The sequence below is a fragment of the Gluconobacter sp. Gdi genome, from assembly GCF_014132155.1.
In the GTDB taxonomy this organism is placed as follows: Bacteria; Pseudomonadota; Alphaproteobacteria; order Acetobacterales; family Acetobacteraceae; genus Gluconobacter.
Genome location: NZ_BLJQ01000001.1, coordinates 144,041 through 158,922, shown reverse-complemented (window position 1 = coordinate 158,922; position 14,882 = coordinate 144,041). Strand labels below are relative to the sequence as shown.

General features: G+C 56.6%; 12 protein-coding genes. 5 read left to right on the top strand and 7 right to left on the bottom strand.

The window, feature by feature from the left end; translation table 11 throughout:
- Positions 1 to 21 precede the first annotated feature (21 nt).
- The 4 genes from JN414_RS00630 to JN414_RS00615 form a co-directional block, all read right to left on the bottom strand.
- Positions 22 to 2,172, bottom strand: a complete 2,151-nt coding sequence (locus JN414_RS00630; protein WP_202206283.1) for a beta-N-acetylhexosaminidase — start codon at positions 2,170 to 2,172, stop codon at positions 22 to 24.
- A gap of 69 nt (positions 2,173 to 2,241) precedes the next feature.
- Positions 2,242 to 3,198, bottom strand: coding sequence for an ABC transporter substrate-binding protein (locus JN414_RS00625; RefSeq protein WP_202206282.1), 957 nt, complete (start codon positions 3,196 to 3,198; stop codon positions 2,242 to 2,244).
- Complete coding sequence (locus tag JN414_RS00620; RefSeq protein WP_202206281.1) at positions 3,195 to 3,977, bottom strand: ABC transporter ATP-binding protein; 783 nt, start codon at positions 3,975 to 3,977, stop codon at positions 3,195 to 3,197. Before JN414_RS00620 ends, JN414_RS00625 begins: the two co-directional genes overlap by 4 nt.
- Positions 3,974 to 5,050: an iron ABC transporter permease gene (locus JN414_RS00615; protein ID WP_237389813.1), complete on the bottom strand. Its 1,077-nt coding sequence runs from the start codon at positions 5,048 to 5,050 to the stop codon at positions 3,974 to 3,976. Before JN414_RS00615 ends, JN414_RS00620 begins: the two co-directional genes overlap by 4 nt.
- A gap of 377 nt (positions 5,051 to 5,427) precedes the next feature.
- Between JN414_RS00615 and JN414_RS00610 the strand changes: the two genes are divergently transcribed.
- Genes JN414_RS00610 through JN414_RS00600 form a run of 3 tightly spaced genes read left to right on the top strand, consistent with a single transcriptional unit; the run spans position 5,428 to position 9,570 of the window.
- Positions 5,428 to 6,762 carry a c-type cytochrome gene (locus JN414_RS00610; RefSeq protein WP_202206280.1) on the top strand — a complete coding sequence of 445 codons (1,335 nt, stop codon included), beginning with the start codon at positions 5,428 to 5,430 and terminating at the stop codon, positions 6,760 to 6,762.
- Between the two features lie 26 nt (positions 6,763 to 6,788).
- Complete coding sequence (locus JN414_RS00605; protein WP_046900117.1) at positions 6,789 to 7,265, top strand: (2Fe-2S)-binding protein; 477 nt, start codon at positions 6,789 to 6,791, stop codon at positions 7,263 to 7,265.
- Positions 7,258 to 9,570 (top strand): molybdopterin cofactor-binding domain-containing protein, encoded by a 2,313-nt coding sequence (locus JN414_RS00600; protein WP_202206279.1) that lies wholly within the window; start codon positions 7,258 to 7,260, stop codon positions 9,568 to 9,570. The genes JN414_RS00605 and JN414_RS00600 overlap by 8 nt, the downstream gene beginning before the upstream one ends.
- 72 nt (positions 9,571 to 9,642) lie before the next feature.
- On the opposite strand, the gene JN414_RS00595 is transcribed toward JN414_RS00600, so the two are convergent.
- Positions 9,643 to 10,659: a 1-aminocyclopropane-1-carboxylate deaminase gene (locus JN414_RS00595; RefSeq protein ID WP_202206278.1), complete on the bottom strand. Its 1,017-nt coding sequence runs from the start codon at positions 10,657 to 10,659 to the stop codon at positions 9,643 to 9,645.
- A 141-nt stretch (positions 10,660 to 10,800) separates the two neighbouring features.
- On the opposite strand from JN414_RS00595, the gene JN414_RS00590 reads away from it, so the two are divergent.
- Both JN414_RS00590 and JN414_RS00585 read left to right on the top strand, forming a co-directional pair.
- Positions 10,801 to 11,277 carry an Lrp/AsnC family transcriptional regulator gene (locus tag JN414_RS00590; protein WP_046900119.1) on the top strand — a complete coding sequence of 159 codons (477 nt, stop codon included), beginning with the start codon at positions 10,801 to 10,803 and terminating at the stop codon, positions 11,275 to 11,277.
- Positions 11,278 to 11,376: 99 nt separating this feature from the next.
- On the top strand, positions 11,377 to 12,555 hold the full coding sequence (locus JN414_RS00585; RefSeq protein WP_202206277.1) for a nucleoside hydrolase: 1,179 nt from the start codon (positions 11,377 to 11,379) through the stop codon (positions 12,553 to 12,555).
- Positions 12,556 to 12,595: 40 nt separating this feature from the next.
- On the opposite strand, the gene JN414_RS00580 is transcribed toward JN414_RS00585, so the two are convergent.
- Complete coding sequence (locus tag JN414_RS00580; RefSeq protein WP_202206276.1) at positions 12,596 to 13,522, bottom strand: lysophospholipid acyltransferase family protein; 927 nt, start codon at positions 13,520 to 13,522, stop codon at positions 12,596 to 12,598.
- A 230-nt stretch (positions 13,523 to 13,752) separates the two neighbouring features.
- Positions 13,753 to 14,808 carry an adenosine deaminase gene (gene add, locus JN414_RS00575; RefSeq protein ID WP_202206275.1) on the bottom strand — a complete coding sequence of 352 codons (1,056 nt, stop codon included), beginning with the start codon at positions 14,806 to 14,808 and terminating at the stop codon, positions 13,753 to 13,755.
- Between the last annotated feature and the right edge of the window lie 74 nt (positions 14,809 to 14,882).

The following is a 14,882-nucleotide window of genomic DNA, read 5'->3' as shown; positions in this document are numbered from 1 at the left end:
GGCAAAGCACGCCATGAAACATTAGTTCTGGCTTGCAACCAGCGCTTTGATCCCTGGAAGAATGGCAATCAGCAGTCCCCCTGGAGGCTGCTCGCGCCTCAGGGACAACAAATGGTTGGATGAATTGTGGAACAGTTCTTCCTGTGCAGCGATCAGGTGCTGCGCATCCAGACGCCAAGCTGTTCCTGATGCTCCATTCAAAACATTCAATCCTGCATTGGAGAGGGCTGCAACCGTATGAGATACGGGTGTGACTTCCTCAAGGGCAGGCACATCTGCGGCAATCGTGACGAAAGCTTCATCATTGCCAGCCCAGCTTGCCAGCATGGCCTTCAAGGGAGCCTTCAGACTCTTTTCGCCCGCAACATACCGTCTCACCATGTCGTTGAAGCGGATAGCCGCAAAAGCATCCGGATTAGCAATCGCGATCGGAGCCGACAGCATGGCATCGCCACTTTTGGAGGCCAGACGATTCAAGGCGTAATTGCGCACCGGAACCGTAACGCTCAAAAGCGTGGAGAGAGGGCCGGTATGCGCAGGTGCCAAAGCCTCCTTCAACGCATTTTCATGCTGCGCGGCTTGCAAACCTGTTGATTGGAGTTCTGCCATGATCACAGGCAGCCGGCGCTCCAGATCATCCACATCCCGCACGTTTTCAGAAGACCAGAATCGTTCGGCCAGAGCTGCAGTACGAGGCCACAAACGGGCATCCAACATGTTTTCGGAGACAACTTCCGTCCAGAGTGCGGCTTCTGCACCCAGAACCATTTTCTTCTGGTCATCGGTCAAAGGCGCTGCATTCGGGTCCTGGATGAAAGCCTGAAGCAGCGGGGTGATCTTCGGATGTGTCTCTGCCAGTTCTTCCGGCGTGATGCCATTCGCCTTGGTGTCATACGGATCAATGGCGTAATGCGTCCGGGACGGAGTCAACATATCCAGATAATAGCCCGAAGACACGACAACCGGATGCCCGGCCTGTGTGGCAGAACCCGTCCACTTTGAGCCGCGCCACCCCTCAACAACAACGTTTTTAGGAATTGGCGCTTCGCTGACTTCGTCCCACCCGATCATGACGCGGCCCTGGCTGGACAGGATTTTTTCCACCTGCGCCGTGAAGGCTGCCTGAAGAGCTGGTGCATCCTTGTATCCATGCACCTTCATATAGGCCGCAATTTTTGGATTACTGGTCCACTGAGAGCCCAGAACCTCGTCACCACCCGAATGGAAATAATGATCCGGAAAGAGTGTTTCCATTTCCGCATAAAGCGCACGAATGAATGTCAGCGTCTTGGGATTGGTCGGGTCCATCGCCGGGTTGTTCAGGTTTTCACCAACGGCGTTGACCTCCGGCAGTGTCTGGGCCGCCAGTTCCGGATAGGCCTGCAACACCGCAAGCGCATGACCCGGCACGTCAAATTCAGGCACAACGCGGATACCGCGATCCGCAGCATATGCCACAATGTCTCGAACCTCAGCTTGCGTATAAGACTGCCCGTGCGATCCAACGCTCGTCAGCTTCGGGAAAACACGGCTCTCCACACGGAAGCCGGTCCCGTCATTCAGATGCCAGTGAAGCACGTTAAGCTTCAGAAGCTCCATGGCATCAAGCTGGCGTTTGACGGTCTCTACAGAAGCGAAATGCCGGGACACATCCAGCAGAAGGCCACGCCATGCAAAGCGTGGAGCATCATCAATATGCAGCCGTTCTACCACAACCCCATCTGATGTTTTCTGAACAAGCTGCAGGAATGTAGCCAGCCCATGCACAACGCCTGCCGGTCCATCAGCTTCCAGATGGGCGCCATCCGCTGATGTCGTGAGAGCATAATGCTCTTTGGCCCCAACCGTGAGATAGGCCGGATCATAGGCTGCGCTGATATGCAGAACGTATGGGCCACCATGCGCAGAAGATGCGCCTGTCAGAGCACCAAGCCGTTGAGAAAAACGGGCTGCAGCTCTTTGCAAAAGGGGGGACGGCGGGGTGGCCCAGACAATCCGGACACCTCCTGCAAGGGATGCAACACCATTGGACGCCGAGACGGATTGCGGCACAGGCATCAGAGCAGGTGCCGCCTGGGCCATGCCTCCAAAAACCGTGCCCGCCAGCAAAGCACTCCCCAAACACACTTTCTTCCAGAAAGAACCATAAGGGAAAGACGTGGTCCGGGTCATTCAAGGCTTCCTTGCAGTTACGGATCAGTATCTGAAACGATTTTTACCGTATCACTCTGCCTTATCGTGTCACTCCGGCGGCAGAGCTGCAAGCATGCGACGCGCATCCTCAGTCCGGAGCGTAATGCCGTAAAACTGACGATAGAACTGCTGCATCTTTGCAATCATTCCGACCTCGTCCACATGACCCGCCTGAACAATCTGGCGTGCCCAGTCGACCTGCAAAAGCAATTCAGGGCTGTACCGATCCCACGGGAAAATTCCTGCCGGATTGCGGTAAACACGGCCTGCTTTGACAGCAGCGAGCTGAGACCAGACGCCATCGTTGGCAAGCTGGGCAGGATCTCCTGCATTGGCGCCCACAATAATAATGTCCGGGTTCCAGGAGAGCACCTGCTCGACAGCGACAGGCTGCTTGTTTCCATGCACGCCCACAGCCGCATTACGTCCACCAGCAGAACGGATCCACTGATCGATAATGCTTTGATCTCCATCCACGCGCAGAGGTTTCAGAGATTCAACGTGAAGGACTTTGGGCCCTTGCGGGTTGGTTGCAGCCTGCGAAATTTCCTTGAGGAAAGCCACACGATAAGCCTGCGCGCGCTGCGTCGCCAGGGGCGTCTGAAGAAGGGTGGCCGTGCTATCCACACATTCCAGAAGCCCTATAAAACGATCAAAGCCCTCAGGCACAACATGCAGACCAACCTTGGAGAGCGCCGCGACGGAATGGCTCGACGCAGTGACAAACACCAGATCCGGCGCGAGACGTAAAAGCTCTTCTCCGTTCAGATTCCCCGGATCCAGCGGCTGTGCTTTGGAAAGCGACGGCACCAGACGGAACATCCACGGCATGATTGATGGCTTGGCGACTGTTGCGATGATCTTGTCCTGCGCGCCGAGCATAATGAGCGTGGCGTTATGGGCATACCATCCCTCCACCAGACGTGTGGGAGGAGCAGCGAATGCTGTGGTGGCCATGAGTGAAAGACCCAGAAGCCCTCCAGCCAGTCGAGACAGTCTCATCATTCACTCTCCTCACGATGGAAAAAACGTTTCCCGGCATGATCAATCTGCGCCAGAGGAACACCATAAAGACGGGACATCCGCTCAGCCGTCACAATAAGCTCGGGTGGGCCGTCCGCCACAATTTGCGCTTCTTCTAAGATAAGGGCGCGATGGCCCGCGGAAAAAAATTCTTCAGGCCGGTGGGACGTCAGAAGAATGAGATGTCCTTCAGCGGCCAGTTCTGCAAGCAGACTCATCAAACGAAGCTGATGACCATAGTCCAGACCGCTCATTGGCTCATCAAGAAGAAGCCCGACAGCTTCCTGTGCAAGGGCCCGCGCCAGTACGACACGCTGCTTTTCGCCGCCGGATAGTTCAGTCACCGGACGCTCTGCCAAGGCCAGAAGTCCCAGACGATCCATGGCCTGATCAACGCGGAGCCGGTCTTCCGCTCCGAGGCGCCCTGCCACGCCATGATGGGGAATACGCCCCAGTTCAACCATCCGCCGGACCGTGTAAGGAAACGTCATCGCGTGTGCCTGAGGCACATACGCCAGACGCCGCGCCACGTCTAAAGGCCGCAAAGATGATAACAGCGTACCTTCCAGATAAACCGCACCGGACGTCGGTTTAAGCACCCCCATCAGAATGCGCAAAAGGGTGCTCTTACCCGCGCCATTGAGGCCAAGAAGCCCAATCAGTTCACCACGCTGGAACGTCAGGCTGACATCATTCAGCACCACGGATCGAGACGATCGTTTCAGCGTAATACCCTTGCAGGACAGAAAATCGCCACTCATGTCGCGTCTCCGCGGAGACGACGGAGCACGAGAATGAAGGCAAGTGCACCGAAAAGCTCCGTCATGATCCCGAGTGGTACTTCCCCGGAAGTCAGGCTGCGCGACACGGTATCTGCCAGCAGAACGCCGGCGGCTCCCAACAAGGCACAAACCGGCATCATCCGCCGATGCTCCGCACCCGCCAGCATTCTGGAAATATGAGGCACCAGAAGTCCGACCCAGCCAATAATACCCGCCATGGAAATCGTCATGGCACAGGCCAGCGTCGCAAGCAGAATGACGAAAGGCCGCATAATCTGAATAGGAACCCCAAGGCTCCGCGCTTCATCGTCTCCGAGAGAAAGTACATCCAGTAACGGGGCAAGTAAAACCAATACGGAAACCAGAACAAGCACTGGAACAGTCAGCCAGGAAAGCTCTTTCCATCCCGTCTGAGACAATGTCCCCAGTAACCAGTTCACAACAGCAGGCAACTGATCCATCGGATCGGCAGTGTATTTCACAAGAGACAGGAGCGCTGTGAAAACGGCATTGGCCACAAGGCCACCCATCAGCAATGTCAGGAGGCCGCCCTGTGGCAACAGACGGGAAATGGAAATTCCAGACCCCACGGCCACGACACCACCAGCAAAAGCACCGATCTGAATCCATGCAGGGGACGCACCCCACACAATCATGAGTGCTGCTCCAAACGCGGAGCCACTCAGAACACCCAGAAGGTCAGGCGAAACAAGGGGATTTCGAAGGACAGCCTGATAGGTTGCGCCACCGCAGGATAGCGCACTTCCCACCAGAATTCCGGCCACAACCCGCGGCAACCGAACCTGCTGAACCACAGCATCGGCAACAGGATCAAGCCCACCCCAGAGGTGAAGCAACCGCCCAAGCACCATCACCACACGATGCGGAGACAGCGGGTAACGGCCGCAGCACAGGGCCAACACAATGGACAGCAAAAGAGCCCCGCCCGCGAGGCTCCGGACATATGCCGGACGATTGAAAATGAGCCGCCCTTTCACACACAGGATCTGCCCTACTCTACTCCGGCACAGACGCACTCGGAAACAGGGCACGTTTTCTTTCCATGCGACAGGATTGCGAACAGTCCCGGAAGAACCCATTCATTTTGGCACTGGGTGACAAAATATTCAATCAGGCCGAATCGTTTTTTCAAGAGTGAACAGACAATGACACACCGATATAGGACCAATAAAATCCCTATTTTGAAATATGAATATTGGCGCATCATCTCGTAAATTTGAGTGAACACCCTCCCCATTTGTGTGACATTGAAACCCATCCCCGATGAAAACTGCACTTTGACCACGCGCAGGCCGAATTTTGAGTTATCTCAATCTTCCCTTTCTGGCGCCCGTGCCATATTGAGGGGAACAATCATCCGTCACGTTGTGGACGGCAGTTTTTCAAACAGTGCCGGGACAGTACAAGAATGCTCAAACGGATAGCCGCCAGTATTGTGGGCCTCGGTGCAGTGGGCGGCCTCGGTTTCCTCGCCTATGCGTGGTACCCCGCAATCGCCCCCATCTCCCCTCCCACTGCGGCCTCTTTTTCCGCAGACGCCATCAAGCGTGGCGAAATCGTTGCCGCCGGTGGATACTGTGCCGAATGTCACACCCGCGTGGATGGCACCCCCGGCCCCGAACTAGCCGGTGACTTCAAGATGGCCACCCCATTCGGCGACATCTTTTCTTCCAACATCACGCCTGACCCTGAATGGGGCATCGGTAACTGGTCTCTGGAAGCTTTCAAGCGTGCCATGAACAAGGGCATTGCCCGTGATGGCTCACAGCTTTACCCGGCGTTCCCGTTCGACCATTTCACAAAGGTCAACGATCAGGACGTCTCGGACCTGTATGCGTATCTGATGACGCGTCCAGCCGTACATCTGAAGCCGCGTGACAACACGGTCCCCTTCCCGATCAACATCCGCCTGATCGGTCAGGGTTTTTGGAAGCTCCTGTTCTTTACACCGGGCCGCTACCAGAATGACCCGAAGCATGATGCACAATGGAACCGCGGGGCCTATCTGGCCGAAGGTAACGCCCATTGCGGTGCCTGCCATACGCCACGCAACCTTCTGGGCGCCGAGAAGCTAAGCCACGCCTATGACGGTGCCGTCATCGATGGCTGGATTGCGCCGCCGCTGAACGACCACAACCCAACGCCGGTTGTCTGGACGGAAGACGAGTTCTTCCAGTACCTGCGCTTCGGCGTCGCTCCGCTGCATGGCTCCGCTGCTGGCCCGATGTCTCCAGTGCCGCATCGCTTCCTGTCCAAGATTCCGGAAGACGATGTGCATGCCATTGCTCATTATTATGCAGACGTCGCGAAGGCTGCCCAGCGTTCTCAGGGCGATCAGGCTGCCATTGCTCGCGCCATGCAGATGTCCGGCAAGGATCTGACTGGCCCGCAGACACTGGATGCGGATGCTCGCCTGTATCAGGGGGCCTGTGGCGCCTGCCATTACAATTCCGGCCCGATGCCGGTCTCTGGCCGCCCGGAACTGGCTCTGAACAACGCGCTTTGGCTGGATGAGCCGAACAATCTGTTCCAGGTCATGCTGCATGGCATCGGCGCTGCCGAAGGTCAGGACAATATCGCCATGCCAAGCTTCTACACGGCCCTTTCGGACCATGACATGGCCCGCATCGCCGCGTATCTCCGCCGCACCCGCACCACTCTGCCCCCCTGGACGGATCTGGAAAAGAAGGCCGCGGCTGCCCGCGCCACGCTGTCCGCACCGCCCGTTAACGCCTCGCACTGATCCGGGCAGGACAGGGAAAACGAAATATGACCACGAAATTTGAACTCAACGGACAGCCCGTTTCGGTCGATGCACCGGATGATACCCCTCTGCTGTGGGTCTTGCGGGACGAACTGAACCTGACCGGCACCAAGTTTGGCTGCGGCATCGGCGAATGCGGTGCCTGTACCGTTCATGTGGGTGGGCGCGCAACACGCTCCTGCATCACGCCGCTGTCTTCCATCGAAGGCGCCTCGATCACCACGATTGAGGGGCTGGACCCGGAAGGCAATCACGTCGTGCAGGTTGCCTGGCGTGACCAGCAGGTGCCGCAGTGCGGCTACTGCCAGTCCGGCCAGATCATGCAGGCCGCAAGCCTTCTGAAAGATTATCCGAAGCCGACGGATGAAGAGATTGACGGCGTCATGGGCGGCAGTCTTTGCCGTTGCATGACGTATGTCCGCATCCGCAAGGCCATCAAGGAAGCAGCTGCCGCGCAGCAGGGAGGCGCCACCAATGGCTAAGATCGAACAGATCGCCAAGAGATCCGACGCAGGCCGCCTGTCTCGCCGCAGTTTTCTGATGACGGCAGCAGGCGCAGGTCTGATGTTCGGCTTCGCCCGCAAGGCCGAAGCTGCGCAGACCTACCCGTCTGCTATGCCGCCGGAAGCCGCGTTCGAGCCGAACATGTGGTGCGCCATCGCGCCGGACGGTTCCATCAACGTCAATGTTGTCCGTGCCGAGATGGGTCAGCACGTCGGAACCGCCCTCGCCCGCATTATTGCGGACGAAATGGAAGCCGACTGGGATCACATCAAGATCACGGAAGTGGACACCGCCCCGAAATGGGCGGGCAAGTTCGTGACCGGCGGCTCCTGGTCCGTCTGGGATACATGGGACACGTTTCGTCAGGCTGGCGCTGCGGCCCGCACGATCATGCTGGAGGAAGGCGCAAAGCTGCTCGGTACAACGCCGGACAAGTGCATTGCACGCAACAGCACGGTCACGGCAGGCAGCAAGAGTGTCTCCTATGGTGAGATCGTTTCCAAAGCCAAGCCGACGCGCAGCTTTACGGCTGACGAAATGGCCAAGCTGCCGCTCAAGCCCGCCAGTGAGCGCCGCCTGATCAGCAAGCCGGTCCCCGCTCTGGATATTCCGGACAAAACGACTGGCAAGGCCATCTACGGTATCGACGTGAAGCTCGAAGGGATGGTCTATGGCCGCCCCAAGATGCCGCCGACACGTTATGCTGCGAAGGTGCAGTCCGTCGATGACAGCGAAGCCAAGAAGATCCCGGGCTACGTCCGCTACGTTATTCTGGATGACCCTTCGGGCATCGTTCCGGGCTGGGTCGTGGCTCTGGCCAAGACCTATCCAGCCGCCATCAAGGCTGCGGACGTTCTAAAGGTTCAGTGGAACCCCGGTCCGACGATCAATGTCTCGGAAGCAGACATCATCGAGCATGGCCGCAAGCTGATTGCAGATCAGAGCACTGGCGCTCGCGTCTTCAACGATAAGGGTGTGGACGAGGCATTTGCCCATCCGGCACACTCCTTCGAACGCAGCTACACCTGTGCCTCTGTCGCGCATTACCAGCTTGAGCCGGTCAATGCGGTGGCCCGTCATATTGATGGCATGTGGGAAATCCACACCGGCAACCAGTGGCAGTCCCTCGTTCTACCGCAGCTCTCCAAGGCGCTTCAGGTGCCCGAAGAGCAGGTTGTCATGCGCACTTACCTGCTGGGCGGCGGGTTTGGTCGCCGCCTGAATGGTGATTATTCCATCCCGGCAGCTCTGGCGTCCAAGGCCATCGGTGGTGCACCGGTCAAGCTGATCCTGACACGTTCGGACGATATGGCGTTTGACTCCATTCGTTCCCCCTCTCTTCAGACGGTTCGCGTTGCCCTCGATGCAGACCAAAAGAAGATTGTGGCGATGGATTACGCTGCAACGGCAGGCTGGCCCACACTCGTCATGGCACCGGCGTTTCTGGCCAAGGGCGAAGACGGCAAGTCCTACGATCCGTTTGCGATTGCGGGCGCTGATCACTGGTACGAAACCGGGCCAACCCGCGTCCGTGCCATCACGAACGATCTGGCCAACAAGACTTTCCGTCCGGGCTGGCTGCGTTCCGTGTCCGCAGGCTGGACGCCCTGGGCGCTTGAGTCCTTCCTCGACGAACTGGCTCACCAGACGAAGCAGGACCCACTGGCATTCCGCCTGTCCATGTTCACAGCGACAGGACGGAACGAAGGCTCCGCTCCCAATGCTGTAGGCGGTGCCAAGCGTCAGGCCGCAGCCCTTCAGCGCCTTGCCGACAAGATCAACTATGGCAAGACGCAGCTTCCGGCGGATACCAGCATTGGCATCGCGACCAGCTTCGGACAGGAACGCGGCATGCCGACCTGGACGGCCGGAGCGGCACAGGTCCACGTTGATCGCAAGACCGGCGTTATCACCTGTCAGAAGCTCTGGCTGGTTCTGGATGCTGGCACGATCGTTGATCCGGGTGGCGCACTGGCACAGACCGAGGGTGCAGCTCTGTGGGGTCTGAGCATGGCGCTGTTTGAAGGCACCGAGATCGTCAACGGTACGATCAAGGACAGCAACCTCAACACTTACACGCCAGTCCGTCTTCCGGACGTGCCGGACATGGACATCGAGTTCGTCCAGAACACCGAAAAGCCTACGGGCCTTGGTGAACCGGGTGTGACGGTCGTGGCGCCTGCCATCGGCAATGCCGTGTTCAATGCCATTGGTGTGCGTCTGCGCCATCTGCCAATGCGTCCGGCAGATGTGCTGCGTGAACTGAACGGTCACAACAGCTAAAATCCGGCTTTATCGGTGGAAAACAGAAGCGCCGCGCTCTGGACTAGGACGCGGCGTTTTTTTACGGCTGCATCAGCCGTTGCGGTAATAATAGCTATAGCCGTTCAGGGCCGGTGCGCCGCCCAGATGAACATACAGAACCTTTGACCCATCCGGGAAATACCCCTTCTTGGTCAGGTCAATCAGGCCCTGCATGGATTTCCCTTCATAGACAGGGTCCGTCATCATGGCTTCCGTGCGCGCAGCCAGCCGAATGGCTTCGTTCGTTTCTTCGGATGGGACCCCGTAAGCGGGATAGGCGTACTCCTCAAGAATCACGATCTCATCGTCCCGCACTGCCCGACCAAGCTCTACTAGCTCGGCTGTGCGGTCCACGATCTCCCGCACCTGCTCGCGCGTCTGCTCCAGCGTTCCGGAGGCATCAATACCGATGACCCGATCTGCACGATCCTGCGCCGCAAATCCGACAATCATTCCCGCCTGCGTCGAGCCCGTCACGACACAGACGATAATGTAATCGAACGTGAAGCCGAGTTCCTTTTCCTGCTCCGCGACTTCTTCCGCAAAAGCAGCATAACCGACACCACCATATTGATGAACGGAGGCACCAGCCGGAATGGCATAGGGCTTTCCGCCAGCATCTTTCACGGACTGAATGGCATCTTCCCAGCTCTGGCGGATACCGATGTCAAAGCCGTCTTCCACAATGCGGGACTCAGCACCCATAAGACGCGTCATGAGGATATTGCCGACACGATCATAAACAGCATCGTAATGCGGGACCCATTTCTCCTGCACGACGACGCATTTCATACCCAGCTTGGCCGCTGTCGCTGCCACCATGCGCGTATGATTGGATTGCACACCGCCGATGGAGACCAGCGTATCTGCGCCAGAGGCCAGAATATCTGGAACAATATATTCCAGCTTGCGAAGCTTGTTGCCACCCATCGCCATGCCCGAATTGCAATCTTCACGCTTGGCATAGATCTGCACTTTGCCACCCAGGGCTTCGCTCAGACGTGGAAGATGCTCAATAGCCGTTTTTCCAAAAGTCAGCGGATAGCGCTCAAACTTCTCAAGGTTCACAGACAGACTCCCAAGGTGTTCACACCCGAAAGCAGTAGTGAAATATTCTTCGAAGGTGCTTTCTAATTCAGGCAATAATTTCTGTATTTTAGTCTTAAAATAGAATTTTAATGGATGTTTCTCTTATCATTTGAGGACATAATGAAAGATTCCATCACACCAGATCTGGACGCAATCGACCGGAACATTCTTCGCCTTCTGCAAGGCAACGGGCGCATGTCCAATGCCGAGCTGGCCGAGCGTGTGAACGTGAGCGCCGCGACATGTCATCGACGCACCCAGAGACTGTTTCAGGACGGTTATATCCGTGGCGTTCGCGCCGAGATTGATCCCGTCAAAGTCGGACTGGGAACGATCGCTCTGGTTGGCGTCGTGCTGGACCGATCCACTCCCGAAAGCTTTGCGGAACTGGAAGAGGCTGTGAAAACCATGCCCATGGTGCTGGACTGTCATCTGGTCGCGGGCGATTTCGATTATCTGCTGAAGATCCGTGTGGAAGACATGGCGGATTTCAATCGGCTTCACGCAGAAAAGCTCATTGCCTTTCCGGGAGTGCGACAGGCACGGACGTTTTTTGTCATCAAGGAAGTCAAGGACAACGGGCCACTCGCGTTCTAGAATTGCGTTCGCATGGAACGTCCTGTTGCCTCTGTGCAATGATTTCCTTTGCGGTATTGTCACGTCCTTGCCTGCCACCAGCTATGGAACCCTCTGCCCATGCCCCTTCACCCCACCGTCCCGAAGCCGGCACGTTTTAGAAAAACGCGGAAGGCCCTGCGCCGCACGCTGGCGCTTGGACTGGTCGCTGGCGGCCTGCTGGCAGCCTCCGCGCAGGCGAAAGCTGACCCACGCCTTGTCATTTTTGACGATGATGGCTTCAGCATTGCCCAGTGGATGATCATCAAGGCCCCCAATGTCCGCGTGCTTGGCATCACGACTGTCACGGGTGACGTCTGGCAGAAAGAAGCGACGAATGACGCACTCCGTGGCGTGGAAGTGGCAGGCCGGGCAGACATTCCCGTTGTTCCGGGCGCCACCTACCCGTTCCTGAACTCGGAAAAGCTGACGGACCGCTGGGAAGCCCTTTACGGAAAGCTGATCTGGAAAGGGGTGTGGATGAAAAAATGGGTCGAAAAGACCGAGCAGCCCCTTCCCTACTATCATGGCCCGGATGTTGTTCCGGACCTGCCATATGGCAACCCGGTCAAGAAGCCCGAAACCGAGCGCGCAGCTGACTTCCTCATTCGGATGGTTCACCAATATCCTGGACAGGTCAGCATCATTGCAACGGGTCCGATGACCAACATCGCACTGGCCCAGACGCTTGATCCGGAATTTGCGGGCCTTGCAAAAGAACTTGTTTACATGGGCGGTGGCCTGAACCCGCGCCAGACACGGCCCGGCGTTGTGGCACACCAGTTCGCGCGGGAATTCCTCAACAGCCCCCGTCGTGAATTCAACTTCCGTCTGGACCCGGAAAGCGCAAGTGCGGCCCTTCGCGCACCATGGAAGCATATCGTGATGGTTCCAGCCGATCCCTCAACGGATACCGAACTGACGCCAGAATTCCTGAAGAAGCTGGAAGCCACAGGCACGCCCGTCGGGCATGTCATGAAGTGGCATCTGAGCGGCTTCCCACTCTGGGATGAAATTGCAGCATCCGTCTGGCTGGACCCGAGCATCATCACGGAGAAGCAGGATCTGTTCGTGGATGTGAATAGCCAGTTTGGCCCCGGCTACGGTGACGTTGTGTCCTGGACGCCGGGCTATGAGCCAGGTCTGGGCGAACGCAAGAACGAAGTTGTCCTGCGCATCAATGTTCCGAAACTTGAAAAGCAGATCCTTAATCTGGTTGGCAACCCACAGGCTCCTGTCAGCGGACATCCTCTCCCCTGAAACACAAAAGCCCCGTTGCCATCCGGCCGCGGGGCTTTTTTCAGACGGCGGGAAGAGCGACCTGCTCTTTGGGCCAGCGGCGATGAAGCCAGAGCCATGCTCCTGGTCTTTCGCGGATCCACCGTTCCAGCGTCTCGTTCATGGCGACGCAGATTGACCGGATATCCGCATGACGATCGCCCGTTCGTTCAGCCTGAAGCGGGGCTTCACACACCATGCGGAACCGCCCGTTCCCCAGTCGCACGATATGGACGGGTATAATGGGCAGATTAAAGCGCAAGGCCAATTGCGCCACGGCTGGCGCCGTCATGGCATCCCGTCCCAGAAACGGAATGGCGAGCCCGTCGTTCATTTTCTGATCGACCAGAAAACCTAGTGAGCCACCGCTCTGCAGATGCGTTAAGGCCTGTCGGGCACCCTTGGGGCCTTTGGGAAACATGGTTCCTGTCGGACCAAGAGCTTTCTGCCGCATTCTCTGCGTCAGGAGATCAATGACCGGATTGGACGATGCGCGATAAAAGCCCGCAACAGGCATACCCAGCTTGGTCGCGATGGGCAGAATGAGCTCCCAGTTCCCCAGATGCCCTGAGAAGAACAGAGCCTGTGATCTGTTCGCTTTCAGGGCATCGATATGCTCTTCGCCCTCAACCTCCCAGCCCGGCCCGCTATCCGTGCGGGTAAACGATGCAAGGTGGGGCAACTCTGTCACGTTCCGTCCCAGATTGGTCCACACATCCCGAATAATCTGCTGCCGTTCCGTCGCCGACAGGTCAGGAAAAGCCAGCTGGAGATTCTGGTCCGCAATGCGGGTTGCACGAAGCTTCATCCCCACATTGCGCATTAGCCAGCCGCCAGCTGTCGAGGCATATTGCGGACCAACACTGCGCAGGAGGTTAATGACACTCCCGAGCGCAGCTGATTGCACATGATGAGACAGACGGGACAGAACCGGAGCGATTGGAGCCATGCGACGATAGTCGCGTTAAAAACAAGATAATCAATTCTTGTTTTGTATCCAATTAATACACTGGTTTCTTATTTTATACTTTATTTGTAATTTTTTTGAAATATTCAGATATAATTTTGTTTTTTAATAAATAATGATTTCGAATTTTATTTTTAAATTCTTACGTCTAGGGCCTGTGCCTCACTGAGACACAGGCCTGAAACATCAGGAGAAAAGTTCCCACGACACCTTCAGACTGGCATCGCCACACTGTGTTCTCGCGCAAACTTTTCCAGTGCATCGAGATAAACCGTCCGCTCCTCTTCCGAAATCCAGGCAGCCTGAAACGCATTTCGGCTGATCTGTATGAGTTCGTCCTGTGTCAGGTCCGCTGCACTTTGCGCCTTGGCGAAACTCTCCGTCATATACACGCTCTGCATGTAACCCGGATCGTCGGAATTGATCGTGATTTTCAGTCCCGCTGCCAGCATGTCCCGAATATCCTGACGGGACCGCCCCGGCCTGATGACATCGTTCGGAGACGGACACAGCGTGAATGTCACGCCCTTGTCCCGAGCCATCGCAATTAGTTCGGGCTTTTCCAGCACATTCAATCCATGATCGAGGCGCTCGCTGCCCAGATCCTGAAGAGCCTGCCGGATATGCTCATGCGTATTCTGCTGATCGAGATCACAATGCATGGTCAAGTGAAGGCCCAGCGCTCTTGCACGGGCGAATGTTTTCGCAAATTTGGCTGGCGGATTACCCTTTTCGTCTGAATCCAGACCTACACCAATGATGCGGCTCCGACCCGGTCTTTCAAGATAAGGGAGAGCCTGGGTAAAGGTCTCGTCGGCAGAGTCCGCACTCATTTCACGTATGAAGCACATGATGAGGTGAGAGCGGATGCCGAAGTCCTCCTCTGCTTCCTCCTGCGCTGCATTGAAGCCCCGGATGACTGTTCCGAATGATATTCCGCGACGGGTGTGAAGCTGCGGGTCGAAGAACATCTCAGTGTAAAGCACATTCTGCTGCGCGACTTTTTTCAGATAGTCATAGCAGAGATCATGAAAATCCTGCTCGGTCTGCAGAAGTTCGACGCCTTCGTAATACAGCGTCAGAAAAGATGGCAGGTCATGATAGACGTAACCCTGTCGAATTTCTTCAGCAGAGCTGGACCTGAGAGGATGATTATTCCGCTCAGCCAGCTTGATTTTCAAGTCCGCTTCCAGCGTTCCTTCCAGATGAACATGAAGTTCAGCTTTGGGGAGCTTTTCAAGAAATTTCTGCATGCAGACAACGGACATGACCTGCTTTCCTTATCAGTCGTGATAAGCCCGCATCATGCATGTTTGCTGGAGAATTGAAACGATATCGACAT

Excerpts from the sequence above, each read along its gene's own strand:
- JN414_RS00630 (WP_202206283.1), bottom strand. The coding sequence starts at position 2,172 with ATGACCCGGACCACGTCTTTCCCTTATGGTTCTTTCTGGAAGAAAGTG.
- JN414_RS00625 (WP_202206282.1), bottom strand. The coding sequence starts at position 3,198 with ATGATGAGACTGTCTCGACTGGCTGGAGGGCTTCTGGGTCTTTCACTC.
- JN414_RS00620 (WP_202206281.1), bottom strand. The coding sequence starts at position 3,977 with ATGAGTGGCGATTTTCTGTCCTGCAAGGGTATTACGCTGAAACGATCG.
- JN414_RS00610 (WP_202206280.1), top strand. The coding sequence starts at position 5,428 with ATGCTCAAACGGATAGCCGCCAGTATTGTGGGCCTCGGTGCAGTGGGC.
- JN414_RS00605 (WP_046900117.1), top strand. The coding sequence starts at position 6,789 with ATGACCACGAAATTTGAACTCAACGGACAGCCCGTTTCGGTCGATGCA.
- JN414_RS00600 (WP_202206279.1), top strand. The coding sequence starts at position 7,258 with ATGGCTAAGATCGAACAGATCGCCAAGAGATCCGACGCAGGCCGCCTG.
- JN414_RS00590 (WP_046900119.1), top strand. The coding sequence starts at position 10,801 with ATGAAAGATTCCATCACACCAGATCTGGACGCAATCGACCGGAACATT.
- JN414_RS00585 (WP_202206277.1), top strand. The coding sequence starts at position 11,377 with ATGCCCCTTCACCCCACCGTCCCGAAGCCGGCACGTTTTAGAAAAACG.
- JN414_RS00580 (WP_202206276.1), bottom strand. The coding sequence starts at position 13,522 with ATGGCTCCAATCGCTCCGGTTCTGTCCCGTCTGTCTCATCATGTGCAA.
- add (WP_202206275.1), bottom strand. The coding sequence starts at position 14,808 with ATGTCCGTTGTCTGCATGCAGAAATTTCTTGAAAAGCTCCCCAAAGCT.